This is a genomic window from Streptomyces carpinensis, from assembly GCF_002154505.1.
Taxonomy (GTDB): Bacteria; Actinomycetota; Actinomycetes; order Streptomycetales; family Streptomycetaceae; genus Streptomyces; species Streptomyces carpinensis.
Genome location: NZ_MUBM01000072.1, coordinates 27,426 through 45,509, shown reverse-complemented (window position 1 = coordinate 45,509; position 18,084 = coordinate 27,426). Strand labels below are relative to the sequence as shown.

Here is an 18,084-nt window from a genome sequence, read left to right as displayed (position 1 = left end):
TGACCAGGAGTCCGAATCGACCGACAGCGTCCGGAGAGCACCGGGGGCCGGTCCGTTCATCCGTGGTCGCGCGGAAGGTGACGCTCAGTCGCAGTTGCCCGCCGGGCGGCTTCGGATCACCAGGTCGGTGTCGGCCGTGGTGCTGTCCATCCACAGGACCCGGCTACCGGTGTCGGCCGCCGCGTTCGACTGCTGGCCGACGCCGCACGAGACCCGGCCGAGCGTAAAGCGCTCCTCAGAACCCCGCGCGGGCGGCGGACTGTCGGCCGCCGACGACCGGCAGATCAAGATTGCTGGCCTTGGTGTTCACGGTGATGTGCGCCCTGTTCTGGTCGGCGACGCTGGAGTAGTTCCGGTAGCTGCCGACCACGACCAGGCCCAGGCGGTGTCCGGCCGGGAAGACGTGATCGACCGGCAGCAGCGGCAGCGTGAAATCGTACTCCTGACCCGGCACGAGCGGCTCGGGTTCGGTCAGCGAGTTACGGTTCAGCGCGTCCATGACGCCCTTGCTGACCCGCTCACGGTCGGCGGTGATCACGTTCTTGATCGTCTGCTTGTAGCAGGCGTCGTCGGCGGCGCTGCTCTCGCCCCAGCAGTCCTCGGTATTGAGCGTGGTGATGCCCTCACCGGAGCGTTCCCAGCCGACGCGGGTCTGGGTGCCGTAGTCGACGAGCACCGCTCCCAGGTTGGTGTCCGTCTTGTCCGCCGAGGCCTGGATGTGCACCAGCGGGACGCCGGAGACGTGCAGGGGCTCGGACAGCGGCTGCGAGAGGTAGGCAAGTCGATGCGAGTTCGTCGCGGTCAGGTCCGCGATCATCTGCGTCTCGGTCTGGGCCGGGTCGTCGTCGAAGGACGCGGTGGTCGGCCGGCCCGGCAGGGCCTGCAGGCCGAATGCGCCCGCGCCGTCGGCGCCGCCGCCGCGGAACCACAGGTGGGTACGGGCGCTGCCGGGCACCGGCCAGGTGGGGTAGGTCTGCCACACGTCGGGGCCGCTTTCTAGGTCGACCATGGGCTCGGACATGATCCGGTTCGGCACCTTCCACAGCGCGTGGTCGAACCACTTGTGCAGCGTGTCCACCCACTCCGCGCGCCGGAAGTCGAACGGGTCGACGTGCCCCTCCTCGGACAGCCACAGCTTGCGCTCCACGCCCCGCGCCGAGATCGCCGACCAGAAGTCGCTGAAGTGGTCGGGGCGGACGTTGTCGTCGTTGCGGCCGTGCACCATGAACACGCTCGCGCGCACGTTCCCGGCGTCCTTGACGTAGTTGCGCTCGTCCCAGAACGCCGAGTAGTCGCCGGTGGCGTCTCCGTCGGCGGCGCTCATCTCGTCCCGCACCGCTTTGCAGTAGGCACGCCGGTCCGGGTCGGTCACGGTGTTGGCGAGCGAGGCCACGTAGTGGTTGCTCCGGGTCACGACCCCGTTTTCGCGGGTGTACTTGTAGTAGTCCGACGGGCCGGAGATGTCGACGACCGTCGAGAGGCCCTCGACGCCGGTCACCGCGGTGGCCAGGGCGAGGCTGCCGTCGTAGGACTTGCCGATCATCCCGGTACGGCCGTTGTGCCAGTCGGCGGTGACGGGGTTGCCGGCGGCGTCGTGCGCCTTCGCCCGGCCGTTGAGCCAGTCGATCCCCGCCTTGGCGCTCAGGTTGTCCGGCGTTCCGTTCGTGGTCGGGCAGCCGGTGGAGTTGTGGGAGCCGACCATGTCGAGCAGCACGACCGCATACCCGCGGGGGACGAAGTAGTTGTCGTAGTACAGGGGCCACTTGTCGAGCAGCCCGTCACCGTCGGTGTCCTGCTTGAGTTCGGACTCGTTGCCCCGGCCGAGCGTCGAGTAGTACGGGCTGGCGTCCATGATCACGGGCACTTTGAGGCCCTTCTCGGTGGCCCGTGGACGCATGATGTCGAGCGAGATCAGGTCGTTCTCGCCGTCGTGGTCGCTGTCGAAGGCCGACTCCACATAGACATGCTCTCGGATGGCGTCGTCGTTGCCGAAGACCGGCTGGGTCACGCCGTTCTGCACGACGATGCCCGGTGGCGGGTCGGTCTCGGCCCCGGCGGCGACGGCCGGCACCAGCGCCATCGTCGACGCCGTCGCGACGGCTATCAGGAAACGCTTCAACTCAACTCCTCAGCGTAGGGAGGGATGCTGGGCTGCTTACAGCGTGGTGGCCTGTTCGTAGGCGCTTGCGTAGGACAGCAGCGCCGCCTCGCGCCGGAGTGAAGATCGCGTCCAGCCGGTTGGCGGCGAGCGCGTTGTCCACGCCGGCGCGTGCGTCGGCGGGAGCTCGCCGGCGTGCCTCCTGGTATGCCGGATCGGTCAGGTCGCCGCTCGTCGCCTGCGCGTCCGGGAAGGTCGTCGCCCGCTGCGGATCCACGCCGTTCACCACCGGCTCGGGAACGTCGGGCGCCGTGCCGGCCGATGCCAGGACGGCCCCGAAGCCCGTCGCGAGGAGGTCGCACGCGGGCGCTGACAAGGCGGCCGTCCGGCGGCTTGGGGGACGGGGGCGGCGGTACGTGCGCATCGGACGCATCGGCAACACCCGGCCTTCCTGCGGACCGCGTCGTGCGGCGAACCGTACGGAGGTGGCAGGCGCGGCGTCTCCCGGCGCGTGTCGGAATCCGGCACCCGGCCATCAGACGGATGTCGATTGCCGCCGATCACCTGCCACTGCAAAGACGTGCCGTGACGGCATGTCAGGGACGTGGGCGGGCGGCTCCTTCGCCACGGCACCGGCGATCGGCGAGCCGGCCCGATCGAAGCTCCGTCAAATGTACGGCTGGGCATCCGTCAACCTTCTACATCTGCTCGAAGACGCCCACCGAACCGGGTCCATACAGTCCGGGCAGCCGCGTGGTGCCGGTAGCTGCGCGGGTTCCCCCTGGGTCGCCAAGAAAGCGAGGCGCACATGCGGATGTCGACCAGATCGCCGAGAAGGTGACGCGCATATGAAGAAGTCGGCCAAGCTCCTGCGTCTGGGCATATTTTTCGTTGCCGCAGGCACGGTGGCGGGAGTGACCCCCATGGTCGTGTCGAGCGGCAACGCCGGCCCCGACCGGTCCGCGGTGCAGGACAAGGACAAGGTGGCGGGCGAGGACCAAGGAGAGGAAGAGGAGGAGGAAAAGGCTCCCGTCAACTACCTCGGCATCATGGCCAGTGCCGGCCGGCCGATATCAGCGGGACAGATCACGCTGGCGCGGAGACAGGCGGCTCGCATCCCGACCGGCGACGCCGACAAGCCGTGGCAGTTCGTAGGCGGCACCAACATCGGCGGTCGCGTCATCGACCTGGCCCTCGACCCCACGACCTCGCCGAGCACCGTCTACGCCGCGGTGTCCAGCGGCGGCATCATGAAGAGCACCGACGGCGGCGTCAACTGGACGCCCGCCTATCCAACCGAGACCCAGCAGGCCATGGGCGCGCTCGCCCGCGGTTCGGACGGCACGCTGTGGGCCGGCACCGGTGAGGCGAACCCGTCCGGCGGCGGCGACACCTTCATGGGCGACGGCATCTACAAGTCGACCGACGGCGGCGGCAGTTGGCAGCAGGCAGGACTCAAGGACAGCGGCGCGTTCGGCCGCATCGAGGTCAACCCGAAGGACGCGAAAGACGTATGGGCGGCCGCGACGGGATCACTGTCCTGGTCGTCCGGCCAGCGCGGTCTCTACCACCTCACCAACGGTGGTAAGGACTGGAAGCTGTCCCTCGCGCCCACCAACAAGACCACGGGCGCGATCGACGTGGCCATCGACCCGGCCGACCCGGACATCATCCTGGCCTCGCTGTGGGACCGTTCCCGCAACGACGGCGCGTTCCAGTACGGCGGCACCGGCTCCGGCCTGTACCGCTCCACGGACGGCGGCGCCACCTGGACCCGCCAGGACAACTCCAGCATCGACGGCCCGGTCTGCTCGTGGGACCAGACCAAGAGCGGTCTGAACACCGACGCGGACCTCGGCCGCATCGGCATCGCGTTCGCCCCGAGCGACCCGAACCGCGTCTACATCCAGTTCGCCGGCGCCAACGGCCCCGACAAGGGCTTCTACGTCTCCAACGACGCCGGCAAGACCTGGACCTGTGGTGGCGCCGAACCCGGATCCGTCACCGGCGGCTACGAGTGGGTCTTCGGGCGGCTGTGGGTCGACCCGGCCGACGAGAACCACCTGTTCTCCGCGGACGTGAGCCTCAAGGAGTCGAGCAACGGCGGCAACTCCTGGACCACCTCCAGCGGCCCGCACTCCGACCACCACGCCATGGTCTGGGACCCGAAGGAGCCCGGCCGGGTCTACAACGGTGGCGACGGAGGCGTCTACTACTCCACCCAGAACGGCGCCACCCGCACGTGGACGAAGGCCAAGGTCGAGCCGTGGATCCAGTCGTACCATCTGTCGGTGTCGCAACAGGATCCGTCCCGCATGGCCACCGGACTCCAGGACAACGGCAGCGTCCGCACCTGGACGCCGGGCGCCGAGCCGACCGACCTGACGCAGTTGAACTCCTACGGCGGCGGTGACGGTCACTGGGTCCAGATCGACCCGAACAACCAGCTCGTCTACTACGCCTGTTCGCAACCGTCCCCGCCGCGCATCAGCTGCCAGCGCACGGTGGACGCCGCGGCGACCGGTTCGACGTCGAGCACCCGCACCAGCTTCTCCAGCCCGGCGTGGCCGTCCGGCACCCGGATCACGACCGACATGCCGATCGTGCCGGACCCGGCCGATCCCGAGTACGTCTACGTCGCGGGCACCTCGATCGCCCGCTCCGCCAGGGGCGCGGTGAACGGCACCGACGCGTGGAAGCTCATCAGCCCGGCCACGCCGGACAGCCCGGAGAGCCTGCCCGGCAAGGTCCCGGCGAACGAGATCAACCCCGACCTCTACTACGCCAACGAGTACGGCGCGGTCACCCAGATCGCCCCGGCCAAGACCACCGGCACGCCGACGTCGCCGGCCGGCACGATCTACGCGGGCACCGACACCGGCAAGGTCTGGAAGACCACCGACGCCAACTCCGACAACCCCACCTGGACCCAGCTCGGCAAGGGCGTACTCCCGCAGCGTTGGGTCACCTCGTTGGTCGCCGACCCGGCTAACGCCGACCACGTCTACGCCAGCTTCTCCTCCTACCGGGAGGGCGACCTGGCCGCGAACGTGTGGGAGTCGAACGACGGCGGTGCCACCTGGACCAACATCAGCGGCAACCTGCCCAACGCCCCGGTCTGGATGGTCACTTACGACCAGGCCCACAACCAGCTTTACGTCGGCACCGACTACGGCGTCTTCAACCTGAAGAACGGCAAGAAGAACTGGGAGCGGCTCGGTTCGCAGCTGCCGAACTGCCCGGTCCTGGACGTCAAGCTGAGCGCCGACGGCGGCACCGTCTTCGCGGCCACCTTCGGCCGAGGCGTCTACCAGCTCCACGTCAAGCAGTAACGGCCTCTGCCAGAGGTTCCACGGCCGTCACGTTCGTCGGGCCAGGACCGTACTGGCCTGGAGGCGTGCCGGCGCACAGGTCGAGCGCGACCGCGAGCACCGCGCGGTCGCGCTCGTCCACGCCCGCCGGTCCGGCCTCCGGCCGGGTCACCGCTCGATTCAGCTGATGCCGGCGTAACTCCCTTGGCTCACGATGGGTTTGAGACATGATGTTGCCTCGCGTGGGTAACCTCATGCTTACCGTAAGTGGCCAGCGAGTCGACGTGGCGAGAGTCGAGGCGATGGTGTCTGAGCTCCAGGCGATCGTGGATTCCATAGCCACCAGGGCCGGTCGGGCGGCTTTGATAGAGGACCGGCGGCAGCGGGTCGTCGTGTACAGCGAGCAGATCGAGCCGATGGACGAGGTACGGCGGCGGTCGATCCTGCGTCGGCAGACGACCGCGGAGGTGATCGCGTTCTTCCGGGAGGTCGGTGTCCAGCAGGCGACCGGTGCGATCCGCACGCCGGCCTGCCCGCGGCTGGACATGCTGCCCCGGGTGTGCATCCCCATCCGGCACGGCGGCCTGCTGCTCGGGTTCTTGTGGTTCCTCGATCCGGACGAGTCGATGACCGACGAAGAGATCGCGAGCGTGTCGACGACCACGACGGACTTGGCGCTCGCGCTGTACCGCGAGAACCTGTCAGGCGAGATCGCGTCGCAGCACGAGACCGAGGCGATCCGGCTACTGCTCGCCGACGAGCCGGACGCACGCCGGCACGGAGCGCTGGCGCTGCTCGACGCGGGCTCTCTGGCCGACGACGGCCCCGCGGTCGCGATGGCCGCGAAGCTGAGCATGCGTCCGGGCGGACGCCTGGACGACCTGGCGCGCATCGCGGTGGAGCAGGCCCTGCTGGAGAGCCGGCGCTGGATGGGACCGCGCCGGGCCGTGCACATGTCGCGGTACGACCACGGCGTGCTGCTCGTGCGCTGCAAGCGGCGCCGCACCTGCGTCGAGGTGCGCGACATCGCCGCCCACCTGAACGCGGCCCTGCAGGGCGCGGTCCGCGGGCTGCCGTCGGTGTCCGGCGCGGTGGTCGGCGTCGGCCAGGTCCGCTCCGGTCTGGCCGAGTTACGCAAGTCCTACGACGAGGCCGCGCTCGCCATGCGCGTCGCGCTGCAGCTTCCGGCGGTCGGCCCGATCGCCCGGTGGTCCAAGCTCGGCATCTACCGGGTGCTCTCCCAGCTGACCAGCGAGGACATGAGCAGCGCGGGCGTCCATCCCGGCCTGGAGAGGCTGCTCGACAACCCACTGCACCTGCCCCTGCTCGAGACTCTGGAGACCTACCTCGACCTGGCCTGCAGCGCCGGCGCCACTGCCCAGCAGATGAACCTGCACCGCACGTCGCTGTACTACCGGTTGCAACGGGTCGAAGAGCTCGCGGACACCAGCCTCAAAGACGGAAACGAGCGTCTGTCGCTGCACCTCGCGCTCAAGGTGGCGCGACTGGCCGGCCGATACCAGCCGGGCGCCGACACGGGGGGCGTGGTCGAGCACGCGGACGGGCGGGCACCGCCGGGCCGTGCGGATGTCCAAAGCCTCCCCGGGCGACCCTCGACGACTGCCCCGATCGCCGACCCTGTCGAGACGACTCGTCTCGACATACGTCGGCACCGTCACCACGCGCACCTGATGCGTCGCGATGCGGGCGGAACAACCGTCGAGCACAGGGCGGGCGGCACCCTGGAGGAGAAGGGGTGTGACGGCAGGAGAGGAGGCGTGATGCGGACCAGCGACGAGATCTATCACCGGGTCCGCTGGGACCCGCGGTTCGACCCGGCCCGGTTCGTGCTGGGGATCAGCCGGCGCGGGGATGGCCTCGCCCGTATCCCGCTGCCTTCCTTCGTGCCCGGGGGCGACATCCCGTGGCACCGGGTGGTGTTCATCGAGGCGGACGGCGAGGTGGTCTGGGACCGGGCCACGGGCGTGGACCGCATCGACGCGTCGGGCGCCGGCCGGGTGCGGGACGCACAAGCGGACCTGAGCTTCGACACGAGCTCCGGCAGGGGTGAGCCCGTCGGCGTCCTCGACGTGTCCCCGACGGCCCGCACCGCGGTGGCCTGGATCCCGCCCGCGGAGCTGTGGCCGCCGATCCAGGACATCCGCCGGGATTACGATCCGCAGATCCACCGGTGGCCGCCGCATGTCAATGTGCTCTTCGGCTTCGTGCCGGAGTCCGACTTCGAGCGGGCTGCCCCGCTGCTCGCCTCGGCGACGGCCCAGACGCCTGTCTTCACCGCCCGGCTGGACGGGGTGCGCACCTTCCGGCACAGGGCGTACTTCACCGTGTGGCTCGACCCGACAGCGGCCGGCGGGGCGCCGTGGGCGGACCTGCACCGCGTACTGCAGCAGCGGTTCCCGCGCTGTCGTGGGCCCGCCAAGAACTTCACTCCACATCTGTCCCTGGGGCGGACCCGGGATCCGCGGCGAGTCACCGCCGACTGCGCCACCCGGCTCGACGCCATGACGGCGACGGTCTGGGAGCTCGTCCTGCTCACGCGCAGGGGCGACGGGCCGATGCGGCCGCGGGCCACGGTCGCCCTGCGAACGGGCGAGGTCCGTTGGCTGCCCGCATCCGACCTCGAGGCGCCGGACCCGGAGGACACGGCATGGCTCTCCGAGATCACCGACAGGTGAGACGCGGTCATCCGCACATGATCAGTGGTGTCCGAGGAGGGAGAGGACCGCTGACGATACGGTCGAGGTGGCACGAGGGCAGTTCCACCAACCGGACTTCAGTCAGTCGCGGGGGCGGAGGCTGGCTTCCTCGAGGTCGAGTTCGTGCTGGATGCGGCGCCGGGTGGCGTTGCTGATCTTGTTCGCTTGATAGAGGTGCTGGAGCTCGGCCGCCTCGATGGCGATGAGTGTCCGGCGAATCTCGCGGTAGGCGTCGGCGGGACGGGCGTCCGGGTCGCTGTAGTGGGCGTCTTCCACCTGGTGGATGCGTGCTTCGAGATGACGACGGGCCTGTTTCAAGGCGGCCTGCGCGGCGGCACCCAGATCGGCGAGCTCATCCGGATCACCAAGCTGCTCGAGTTCTGCGAGCGCGGCGTGGGCGATGTGCCGGCGGGTCCGCGCCTCCTCGCGAGCGGTGTGCCCCGGTTCCAGGGCGATGCCGGAGCGGCGGACGACAGGGGCCAGGGTGAAACCCTGGAAGACGAGGGTGAGCGCGACGGTCCCGGTGGTGAGCATGAGGATGAGTGCCCGGTGCGGCAGCGGCGCCCCTGTGTGGGTGACCAGAGGGATGGAGAGAGCCGCGGCCAGCGGCATGACGCCTCGGGTGCCCGCCCAGGACAAGACGGCCGGAACGCGCCAGGAGAGGGGGTTGTCGCCCATCCTGTGCCGGCGATGGATCAGCGCGGACAGCGGGAAGATCCACAGCAGGCGGATCGCCAGCAGAGTGAAGGCGATCACCGGTACCCACAGCGGCCAGCCGTGCTCGTCGTGCGCGAGGTGGCGGACGGCCGAGGGGAGCTCCAGGCCGATCAGGGCGAAGACGACGCTCTCCAGGAGGAAGGTCACGGTGTCGTAGACGGCGTGGATCTGGAGGCGGATGGAGGCGTTGCTGAGCTTGTGGCCGGTGCTGCCGAGGACGACCCCGGAGACGATGACGGCGGTCACGCCGGAGGTGTGTGACTCCTCCGCGATGACGTAGGAGGCGTATGGAGTGACCAATGCGATGACCGTCTCCAGCATGGGGTCGTCGGTCCGTCTGCGGATCAGGGTCACCACCACGGCGACCGCCGCACCCATGAGGGCTCCTCCGCCTGCGAGGATCAGGAACTGCTCAACGGTCCCGGGCACGCTGACGGCGCTGCCGGTAACCGCGGTCGCCACGGCGACCTTGTACAGGACCAGCGAGGTGGCGTCGTTGAACAGGCTTTCCGCCTGCACCAGGGCCTGCACGCGCGGTGGGAGAGACAGGCGCCGGCCGAGCGCGGTGACGGCCACGGGGTCGGTGCTGGCCAGGACAGAACCGAGGATGAGCGCGGCCGCGGCGGTGAGCGGAGTGATCGCGGTGGCAACGTACCCGACGCCGACGGCCGAGGCGAGGACCAGACCGAAGACCAGTCCGCTCACAGGCCTCCACACGGTGCGCAGGTCGCGGACCGAGATCTCCCCGGCCGACGCATAGAGCAGTGGAGGCAGCACCAGCACGTTGATCACCTGAGGCGGCAGGCGCACCTCGGGAACCCAGGGCATCAGCCCCACGACCAGACCGGCAATCACGAGCAGTGAGGGAGCGGGCAGGCTCCAGCGCCTGGCACCGGTCGCCACGGCTGTGGCGAGGACCACGAGCAGCAGGACAACGGTGAGGCCGGTCATGGAACGTCCCCAGTAGGTCGACGGTCAGCGTTCCTGGGCCGTGGGGCGGACCATGATCTCGTTGATGGCGACATGCGGGGGCTGAGTGATCACGAAGGTGATGGCGCGGGCGATGTCTTCGGCCTGCAGCCAGGCGTTCTGCGGCATGCCGCGGGCGGCAGCGGACCCCGGGCCGGTCGACATCTCCGTCACCGTCATACCCGGCTCGATCAGTCCCACCCTGATGCCCCTTCCGGTTACCTCCTGACGCAGGGCCTCGCTGAACGCGCCCACCGCGTGCTTCGTCGCCGAATAGACACCGTTGTTCCTACGCACCACCCGGCCCCCGACCGAGCTGACGTTCACGAGATCAGCGATCCCGCGCGGACCGTTCGCCGCCGCGCGGAGCAGGTGGGGCAACGCCGCCTGCGACAGGTGCAGGACGGCGCTGAAGTTGAGATCCATCATCCGCTCCCACTCCGCGGGGTCGCCTCCCTCGATGGTGCCCATCGCTACGTAGCCGGCGTTGTTCACGAGCACGTCCAACCGCGCGAAACAATCCACGGCCTCCTCGATGGCCCGACGTGCCTGCACCGCGTCTCCAAGATCAGCGGTGAGAACGCTGCACGAGCCACCCCGATCACGGATCACCGCGGCCAGTTCCTCCAGCCGCCCCGTACGGCGGGCGACCACTGCCACAGCGGCGCCCTGCCGCGCCAGCGACAAGGCGGTGGCCGCACCGATGCCGCTGGACGCGCCCGTCACCAGCGCCGCACATCCCGCCAATGGCACATCACCCTCGGCTACGACGGCGCCTGCCGCCGTGACGCTTCGATCCGCAGCTTCCGCGTGCCCGCCGTTCGGATCCCTCACACTCATGATCGTCCTTCACAGGTCATCCCGCCCAAGGCGGGCTGAAGGTGGCGCGAACCTCACACCGCCGCCTACCGGCGAGGTGCCGCCTGCTCTTCGAAGCTTGCACCACGTGGTCCAAGACCGCCTCCGCGCATTCCTTCGATGGCTATCGCCGACCGCCTCGAACGGGGCATCCGCCGTGTGCCCGTGTTCGCTGCACCGATGCGCTCAGCCTCCTGGGTGCGCGCCCCGGCCGTGCCGCATCCGGCTGTCAGCCACGGTCAACACGGCGAGCCCCGCCAGGCCGACCCGCCGAGCGTCACAGATCACCGATCCCGCTCGGCGTCGGTGCTGTCCGCACGCAACGCCGCGAACAGGTCTGAACCGAGTCGGCGTCGGATGCTCATCACTTCCTCGGCGATCTTGTGCCGCCGGGACACCACGCCAGGTGGAAGACCCCGGCTGATTAATCTTGGCCCATGGATGCTCACGCGGACCGTAGCGATCAGCCGGTGGACAGGCAGGCCCGGATCCTCGATGCCACGCTGAAGCTGCTGGCCCGTCACGGGATCTCCGGCGTGAGTATGCGTGCGGTGGCCCGTGAGGCCGGGGTCGCGCTGGGTCTCGTGAACTACCACTACGAGGACAAGACGAGCCTGATCCGGGCGGTGCTGCACCGGATCGAGGAGCAGGATGTCGCTCTTCTCGCCGTGGACGCTTCTCTTCCGCCGGAGAAGCAGGTCCGCATCGCGCTCCGCCGTGTCGCGGAACCGCAGTTCCTCACGGCGGAGTACCTGTCGTTGCGACTTCAGTTGTGGGCTCTCGCTCAGGCCCACGAGGACTTCGCCCAGATCAATACGACAGCGCAGAAGAAGTACAGGGCCGGCCTGGCCTCGCTGATCCGGACGGCGCGGCCGGCGATTTCGCGGGGTGAGTCCCATCGCCGGGCGGCAGACATCGATGTGGTGCAGAACGGCCTGTGGCTGACGGCGCTCCTCGGGCTCGACCAGGCCTCGATCCGGAGAAGCGTGAGGCGCTGTGAGGAGATCGCACTCGCCGACTAGTGCCGTATCAGGCAACGTTTGCCCCTGCGTGAGTCAGGGGCATGCCTTGCTGCCAGATCGAGGCGGTGGGAGGCTCTGCGCATGGCGCTCTTGGTCCGTCCCGCTGAACGCAGGGACGTGCCCGCTCTTGTCCATCTGCGCGTCGCCAATGCCGAACGGCACATCCAACTCGCACCAGACATTTACCGGGTTCCTGATGCCGAAGCGGTGCGGAGGCACTTCGAGGAGGTGCTCGCAGACGGATCCAAGGTGCTGGTCTCGGTCGCAGAGGTGGAGGGTGAGGTGGTGGGAATGGCAGAGGTGATCCTGCTGGCGGAGCCCCCGGATCACCAGATCCTGGTGCCCCGTCGCGGGGCCGAGATCCACACCGTGGTCCTGGACGGACATCGAGGCCGCGGGGTGGGGGCGGCTTTGGTCGCGGCAGCGGAGCGAGCTGCCGTGGAGCGCGGCGTCTCGATCATCTACGCCGGCATCTTCGCTCCGAACAAGGACGCCGTCGGCTTCTACTCCGCGTCCGGTTTCGGACCACGCGGGATCTTGCTGAGCAAGGAGCAAGAGGTTCCCAGCGCTGGTTGATGTCTGAGTCCAGGGCAAAGGTTGCCTGATGCGGCACTAGGCAGTGGCCACGGCTCACGTGGGAGGGACTCGGCCTTTCGCCGCGATGAAGGACCGGATGAGTGCGTCGCGCTGCTCGGCGAGGTCCTCCACCGGTGCGTTTCCCTTGGCCTGAGCCAGTCCGAGGACGAGCCGCTCGACCGTCGACGCGTCGAGACGGGGGGCGCCGAGATCGTCCCACCAGCGGTGGAAGCTCTCGGAGTACCGGTCGCAGAAGGCCTCCAGACCTCCTTCGCCGGCGCCGAGATGAAACAGAAGCGTCGGCCCCATGGCGGCCCAGCGCAGCCCGGGTCCTGCCGACACCGCGGCGTCGACGTCCTCGACGCTGGCCACGCCCTCGTTGACGAGGTGGATCGCCTCTCGCCAGAGCGCGGCCTGCAGCCTGTTGGCGACGTGGCCGGGTACCTCGCGTTTGACCTCGATGGTCACCTTGCCGAGCGTCTCGTAGAAGCGGCGCGCCCACGGCACGGCCCGAGCATCGGTCGCTTCGTTCCCCATCACCTCGACCAGTGGGATCAAGTGCGGTGGATTGAACGGGTGCCCGAGGACAAGCCGCGCCGGCTCGGTCCATCCGCGCTGAAGCTCGCTCAGCGTCAGACCGGATGCCGACGAGGCGACAAGGGCGGTCTCGCCGAGCACGGGCTCGATGAGCTCGTACAGCTCGTGCTTGACGTCGAGCCGTTCCGGCACGCTCTCCTGGACGAAGTCCGCGCCGTCGACGGCCGCGCGGGCATCGTCGCAGATCGTCAGCCGGTCCGGGGGGCTCGGTCGCGTCGTCAGTCCGAGGCCGCGTAGAGCCGGCCAGGCCCGCTCCACCGCCTCCCGCACCCTGTCCCCAGCGGTGGGATCGGGGTCGTACAGAGCGACGGTCTTTCCGGCGGCAAGGAAGAGCGCGATCCAGCTCTGGCCGATCACGCCTCCTCCGAGCGCGGCCACATGGGAGACGTCGGCCGGCTTCGGCCAGGGTTCGGTCGTCTCAGAAGGTGACATGCTCGGCTCCCTTGAGGGCGAGTCGTTGCCTCGCCTGCGCCGGCGTGGCGACGTCATGCCCCAGCTCGGTGATGATGCCGCGGATCTTTCTGACCTGAGCCGCGTTCGAGGCGGCCAACTCACCCGGTCCGATGTACAGGCTGTCCTCCATGCCGACGCGAAGGTTGCCGCCCAGCATCGCGGCCTGGGTCGCGAACGGCATCTGGTGGCGGCCGGCGGCGAGGACGGACCACTCGTAGCTGCCGCCGAACAGCTTGTCTGCCACGGTGTGCATGTGCAGGAGGTTGTCGAGGTCTGCTCCGACCCCGCCGAGGACGCCGAAGACCATCTGAACGAAGAACGGCGGTTCGACCCATCCTTGGTCCACCACCCATGCGAGGTTGTAGAGGTGGCCGAGGTCGTAGCACTCGAACTCGAACTTGGTGCCATGGCCCTTACCGAGCTCCTTCACGACGTACTCGATGTCGGCGAAGGTGTTCTTGAACACGAAGTCGCGGGTCATCTCGAGGAACGAGGGTTCCCAGTCGTGCTTCCAGTTCGTGTGCTTGTCGAGCATCGGGAAGATCCCGAAGTTCAGCGAACCGACGTTGAGGGACGCCATCTCCGGGGAAGTCGCCACGGCCGCTCGCAGGCGCTCTTCGCGCGTCATGCCGAGGCCTCCGCCGGTGGACACGTTCAGTACCGCGTCACAGCCTGCCGAGATCTGCGGCATGAACTGCTGGAACAGCTCTGGGCTCGGATCGGGCCGCCCTGTCGCCGGGTTGCGGGCGTGGAGGTGGATGATCGCCGCCCCGGCGGCAGCCGCCTCGATCGATGCCTGTGCGATCTCCTCAGGCGTCACCGGGAGGTGCGGGGACATCGTCGGTGTGTGGATGCCGCCGGTGGGCGCGCAGGTGATGATCACTGATTTCGGCATGTCGCGTCCTTCCCGAGTTCGGGGCCCCTACGGGATCCGCTCCGGCCGCGTGCTCCGCGGCAGGCCGGCCAGGGATCGGTAGGCATCCAGCACCAGGCCGTGGAAGTGGTGGACGCCGTGTTCGGACAGTCCCGCGCCCTCCGGGTTGTAGACGATGCGGCCCTGGTCGAAAGCGGGCGTACTCATGCCGCGCTGGACGCTCTCGACCAAGGTGATGTCCTGCGCCTGCAGAACCTCGTCGATGTAGCGGACGGACTGTGCCTCCGCTTCGGTGAGTTCGGGGGTTTCGAGGAAGAAGTCCCAGGTTTCCAGCGTGCGGTCCGGGCCCGCGGGGACGACCTGGAACACCATGAAGTTGCCCCGGCCCGGGTAGCGGAGCAGACAGGTGTTGGGCCAGAGCCACCACACCGCGTGATCGTCGACCGTCGCCTGGGACACGTCGTAGGCGGCGTTCTCGTGCAGGCCGGCCTTGGCGAAGTGACTCGACCAGATCCCGTGGGTCTTCACCTCGTAGGTGTCCATGTCCACGAGATCGACGAACTCCTTGTGCGCGATGTGGCAGTGGTAGCACTCCAGGAAGTTGTCGATCACGTTCTTCCAGTTGCTTCGCACGTCGTAGGTGAGGCGCCTGGCATGCGTCAGGTCGGCCACGTCGGGTGCCCACCGCGCGATGTCCGCCGCCAGGTCACCGGCCCGCTCGGCAAGGGGGGCTGCCGCCGTGTCGAGATTGACGTAGACCATCCCGCCGAACTCCTCCACCAGCACCTGGTCGAGGCAGATCTCGGACTTGTGGAAGGTCGGCATGGCGTCGGCGCGGCGCGCTGCCTTCAACGTGCCGTCCAGTCCGTAGGTCCATGCGTGGTACGGACACACGATGTTCCGGGTGGTGCCCGCGCCCGAGAGCAGTTCGTGGGCTCGGTGCTTGCAGACGTTGTAGAAGGCGCGCAGGCTTCCGGCGCCGTCGCGGACGACCGCGATCGGCATGCCCGCCACGGTCGCGGACACATAGCTGCCCGGGGCGGTGAGCTTCTCCAGGTGGCAGATCCACTGCCAGGTCCGGGCGAAGATCCCCCGGAGGTCTGCCTGAAGCCACTTGGGCTCGGTGTATGCCTCGGCTCGAAGGGACATCGAGCGGGCCGGATCAGCATCGAACCCGATCTCGATCTCCTGCACGTCAGAGACGGTGATGGCTACCATGCCCGGAGTCTAGGACTGGACTGAACGATCGTACAAGACCACTGCTGGACGATCGTTCAAATCTGAGCGGGGGCGGGGGCGGTCGTCCGCCGTAAAGCCGGCCAAAGGTGGAATCATCGCCCGGTCCGGCAGCTCGGAAGTTATCGTTCCTCCCATGGTCGACAGTGTGTCCGCGTTACCCACTCCAGGGCGTGGCGCCGCGGTGACAGGCCCAAGGGTGGGAATGCGGAGTGGCCGTGGGCACGACCGCTCCGGCGTGACCGGAGAGCCACAGATCACTTGTCGGTGCATTGGCTTCCGCGTGTGGTAGCCGGCCGTTCACTCCGCCCCTTCTCACTTGTTCCTGGCATGCACCATGGGCGTCGGTCCCTCGCTCGAAAGACGCGCGCGGCGTGGAAGTCCGCGAGCTGCGGGCGAAGTCCGCCGGCCGGCCGCTTCCGCCCGGCCGGGCGTACCCCGCCGCGACGGAGTCCGTTCTCGCAGGACATGCGGTGGTGCGGTCCATGGACGACGTGCGCGCCGGCTTCCTTTGCCTGGCCCCGCCCCGCACTGCCACGTGTCCTCTCCCCTTCTCAGCGTCTTCTCCCGAGAGGTCCCACTGATGACGCCCATCACCACCGAACCCGCGTCCGCCGACAGTCCCCGCGGTGAACTCCGAGTCACCCGGCGCAGAGCGCTCCAGACCGCCGCGGGCGCCCTCGGCGCACTTGCCGTCGGCTCCATCGCCGACGTCGCCGGCGCCACGGACGCGCGTGCCGCCGACCACGCCCTGCCGGAGGACTTCAGCGGTGACATGTCCGATCTGAAGCACGTGGTGGTCCTGATGCAGGAGAACCGCTCCTTCGACCACTACCTCGGCCAACTACCGGGTGCGCGAGGGCAGGACGACAAGCAGGTACTGAAGTTCCAGGACGGCACGAACGTCTTCCAGCAGCGCGACGCCAACGGCGACATCGTGACGCCGGCCGTCTCGACCGCCACCTGGGGTGACAACCACAACTTCTACGGCGCCAACGGCGGCCGCTGGAACACCTGGGTGAAGGACAAGGGCGATCACTGCATGTGGTACTACACACCCGACCACATGCCGTGGATGTACTCGCTCGCCTCCCAGTACACCGTCTGCGACATGAACTTCTGCTCGCTGCACGGGCCGACCATCCCGAACCGCTACTACCTGATGTCCGGCACGGCAGGCGGCGAGACATCCAACGCCGGGCAGAACAACTACACCCGGACCTGGCGGACGGTGCCCGAGCAGCTGGAGCAGGCCGGCATCAACTGGCGTGTCTACTCCGACAACAGCGGCAACGGTGTCGGCCGCAGCCTGCAGAGCGGCTTCGTCGGCGAGTACGGCTGCAACGTGACGAACAGCTTCCGGGTCTTCGACCCGCGGATCGCGAGCGAGGAGGACCTCGCTCCGGGCACCGGAAAGATCTGGAAGGCCAACTCCTTCGTCTACTCGGGCGCGACCACGCCCAACGACGACTCCGAGGAGAACCTCAACGCGGTGCTCAGGGATCTCATCGCGGCCTGCGAACCGGGTGCCGAGCACCCGCTTCCGGAGGTCTCGTGGGTCGTCATGCCGGCGGCGTGGAGCGAGCACCCCAACTTCGACACCGTCCACGGCGAGCGCTACATGAACAAGGTGCTCCAGACGCTGCAGAGCAACCCGGCCATCTGGAACCACACCCTGGTGATCATCACCTACGACGAGAACGACGGGAAGTTCGACCACGTGCTGCCGCCGCGCCCCGAGCCGGGCACGGCGGGCGAGTTCTCCGGCACCGCCCCCTACGGCTTCGGCCCACGGGTACCGATGCTGCTGGTCTCGCCCTGGACACGCGGCGGCCATGTCGCCTCGGAGGTGTTCGACCACACCTCGGTCGTCAGGTTCCTCGAGACCTGGGCCGAGCACCTCGGCAAGCCGTTCACCTGCCCGAACATCACCGACTGGCGCCGTTCGATCGCCGGAGACCTGACCAGCGCACTCGACTTCGCCCATCCCCGGCCGGGCCCCGTGGAGATCGCGGACCCGGTCGACGGAACGCCACCGTCGTTCCCGGAGGGCGGAATGAAGCCACGCGGCCTCTCCTTCCACCCGCACGCCACGCTCACCGAGGACCGCGCCGCCGGCACGGTGACCGTCTCGATGACGCTGGCCGGCGGCCCGGACGGCAAGGCCGTGAGCCTTCAGGTCTTCCCGGACAAGTACCTCGACTTCTCGAACACGCCGTTCACCGTCTCCGCCGCCGGCCCGCGCCAGTACACCTGGGACGCGAACGAGACCGACGGGAAGTACGCCTTCTCCGTCTACGGGCCCGACGGTTTCCTACGCTCCTTCGCTGGACAGGTGGTCCCCGCCGGCCGGACCAACCTCGCGATCCCGGGCGTCGACGCGGAACTCGTCACCGGCCCGCACCCCAAGGTCCGGCTGACCCTGCGCAACGACGGCAGACGGGCGATCCACTACACCCTGGCAGCGAACGACTACGCCGGCGGCACCCGGCACCATAACGTGGCCGGCGGCAAGTCGGTGGTCGTCGACTGGCCGACCGAACAGGGCTACTACGACGTGGTGATCACCGACGGCACCGGAACCGGCTGGACGCAGCGGTACGCCGGCCGAGTGGCGACGCTCTGAGGCACCGTCCGAGTGGCGGGCCCAGGTGGG

11 protein-coding genes are annotated in these 18,084 nt (G+C 68.7%); 5 read left to right on the top strand and 6 right to left on the bottom strand.

The annotated features are described in order from the left end of the window. Positions 1-235: 235 nt before the first annotated feature. Positions 236-2,119 carry a CocE/NonD family hydrolase gene (locus BZY54_RS10320; RefSeq protein WP_208640610.1) on the bottom strand — a complete coding sequence of 628 codons (1,884 nt, stop codon included), beginning with the start codon at positions 2,117-2,119 and terminating at the stop codon, positions 236-238. Positions 2,120-2,946: 827 nt separating this feature from the next. Between BZY54_RS10320 and BZY54_RS10315 the strand changes: the two genes are divergently transcribed. After that, on the top strand, positions 2,947-5,430 hold the full coding sequence (locus BZY54_RS10315; RefSeq protein ID WP_086724764.1) for a WD40/YVTN/BNR-like repeat-containing protein: 2,484 nt from the start codon (positions 2,947-2,949) through the stop codon (positions 5,428-5,430). A 281-nt stretch (positions 5,431-5,711) separates the two neighbouring features. Next, a complete protein-coding gene (locus BZY54_RS10310) occupies positions 5,712-8,105 on the top strand; it encodes an RNA repair domain-containing protein (RefSeq protein WP_158103833.1) in 2,394 nt (797 codons plus the stop codon). 102 nt (positions 8,106-8,207) lie between these two features. On the opposite strand, the gene BZY54_RS10305 is transcribed toward BZY54_RS10310, so the two are convergent. Beyond that, positions 8,208-9,794: a Na+/H+ antiporter gene (locus tag BZY54_RS10305; protein ID WP_086724761.1), complete on the bottom strand. Its 1,587-nt coding sequence runs from the start codon at positions 9,792-9,794 to the stop codon at positions 8,208-8,210. A gap of 24 nt (positions 9,795-9,818) precedes the next feature. Next, entirely contained in the window at positions 9,819-10,646 is an 828-nt protein-coding gene (locus tag BZY54_RS10300; protein WP_341868677.1) for an SDR family NAD(P)-dependent oxidoreductase, read from the bottom strand. 461 nt (positions 10,647-11,107) lie between these two features. Between BZY54_RS10300 and BZY54_RS10295 the strand changes: the two genes are divergently transcribed. Continuing rightward, positions 11,108-11,692, top strand: a complete 585-nt coding sequence (locus BZY54_RS10295) for a TetR/AcrR family transcriptional regulator (protein WP_086724755.1) — start codon at positions 11,108-11,110, stop codon at positions 11,690-11,692. Positions 11,693-11,773: 81 nt separating this feature from the next. Next, positions 11,774-12,268, top strand: coding sequence for a GNAT family N-acetyltransferase (locus BZY54_RS10290; protein ID WP_086724753.1), 495 nt, complete (start codon positions 11,774-11,776; stop codon positions 12,266-12,268). Positions 12,269-12,322: 54 nt separating this feature from the next. Here the strand turns inward: BZY54_RS10290 and BZY54_RS10285 are convergent, their stop codons facing one another. The 3 genes from BZY54_RS10285 to BZY54_RS10275 are packed head-to-tail and all read right to left on the bottom strand — an operon-like array spanning position 12,323 to position 15,410. Beyond that, positions 12,323-13,297 carry a 3-hydroxyacyl-CoA dehydrogenase NAD-binding domain-containing protein gene (locus BZY54_RS10285; RefSeq protein WP_086724751.1) on the bottom strand — a complete coding sequence of 325 codons (975 nt, stop codon included), beginning with the start codon at positions 13,295-13,297 and terminating at the stop codon, positions 12,323-12,325. Then, positions 13,284-14,213: a 3,5-dioxohexanoate:acetyl-CoA acetone transferase gene (kce, locus tag BZY54_RS10280; protein ID WP_086724749.1), complete on the bottom strand. Its 930-nt coding sequence runs from the start codon at positions 14,211-14,213 to the stop codon at positions 13,284-13,286. Before kce ends, BZY54_RS10285 begins: the two co-directional genes overlap by 14 nt. A 27-nt stretch (positions 14,214-14,240) precedes the next feature. Then, positions 14,241-15,410 (bottom strand): aromatic ring-hydroxylating oxygenase subunit alpha, encoded by a 1,170-nt coding sequence (locus BZY54_RS10275; RefSeq protein WP_244217072.1) that lies wholly within the window; start codon positions 15,408-15,410, stop codon positions 14,241-14,243. A 601-nt stretch (positions 15,411-16,011) separates the two neighbouring features. Here BZY54_RS10275 and BZY54_RS10270 point away from each other — a divergent pair. Then, the gene (locus BZY54_RS10270) at positions 16,012-18,054 is read left to right on the top strand and encodes an alkaline phosphatase family protein (protein ID WP_086724747.1); all 2,043 of its coding nucleotides are present in this window, start codon (positions 16,012-16,014) and stop codon (positions 18,052-18,054) included. Positions 18,055-18,084 lie beyond the last annotated feature (30 nt).

Coding starts and splice junctions, on each gene's coding strand:
- BZY54_RS10315 (WP_086724764.1), top strand. CDS start 2,947: ATGAAGAAGTCGGCCAAGCTCCTGCGTCTGGGCATATTTTTCGTTGCC.
- BZY54_RS10310 (WP_158103833.1), top strand. CDS start 5,712: ATGGTGTCTGAGCTCCAGGCGATCGTGGATTCCATAGCCACCAGGGCC.
- BZY54_RS10305 (WP_086724761.1), bottom strand. CDS start 9,794: ATGACCGGCCTCACCGTTGTCCTGCTGCTCGTGGTCCTCGCCACAGCC.
- BZY54_RS10295 (WP_086724755.1), top strand. CDS start 11,108: ATGGATGCTCACGCGGACCGTAGCGATCAGCCGGTGGACAGGCAGGCC.
- BZY54_RS10290 (WP_086724753.1), top strand. CDS start 11,774: ATGGCGCTCTTGGTCCGTCCCGCTGAACGCAGGGACGTGCCCGCTCTT.
- BZY54_RS10285 (WP_086724751.1), bottom strand. CDS start 13,297: ATGTCACCTTCTGAGACGACCGAACCCTGGCCGAAGCCGGCCGACGTC.
- kce (WP_086724749.1), bottom strand. CDS start 14,213: ATGCCGAAATCAGTGATCATCACCTGCGCGCCCACCGGCGGCATCCAC.
- BZY54_RS10275 (WP_244217072.1), bottom strand. CDS start 15,410: ATGGTAGCCATCACCGTCTCTGACGTGCAGGAGATCGAGATCGGGTTC.
- BZY54_RS10270 (WP_086724747.1), top strand. CDS start 16,012: ATGACGCCCATCACCACCGAACCCGCGTCCGCCGACAGTCCCCGCGGT.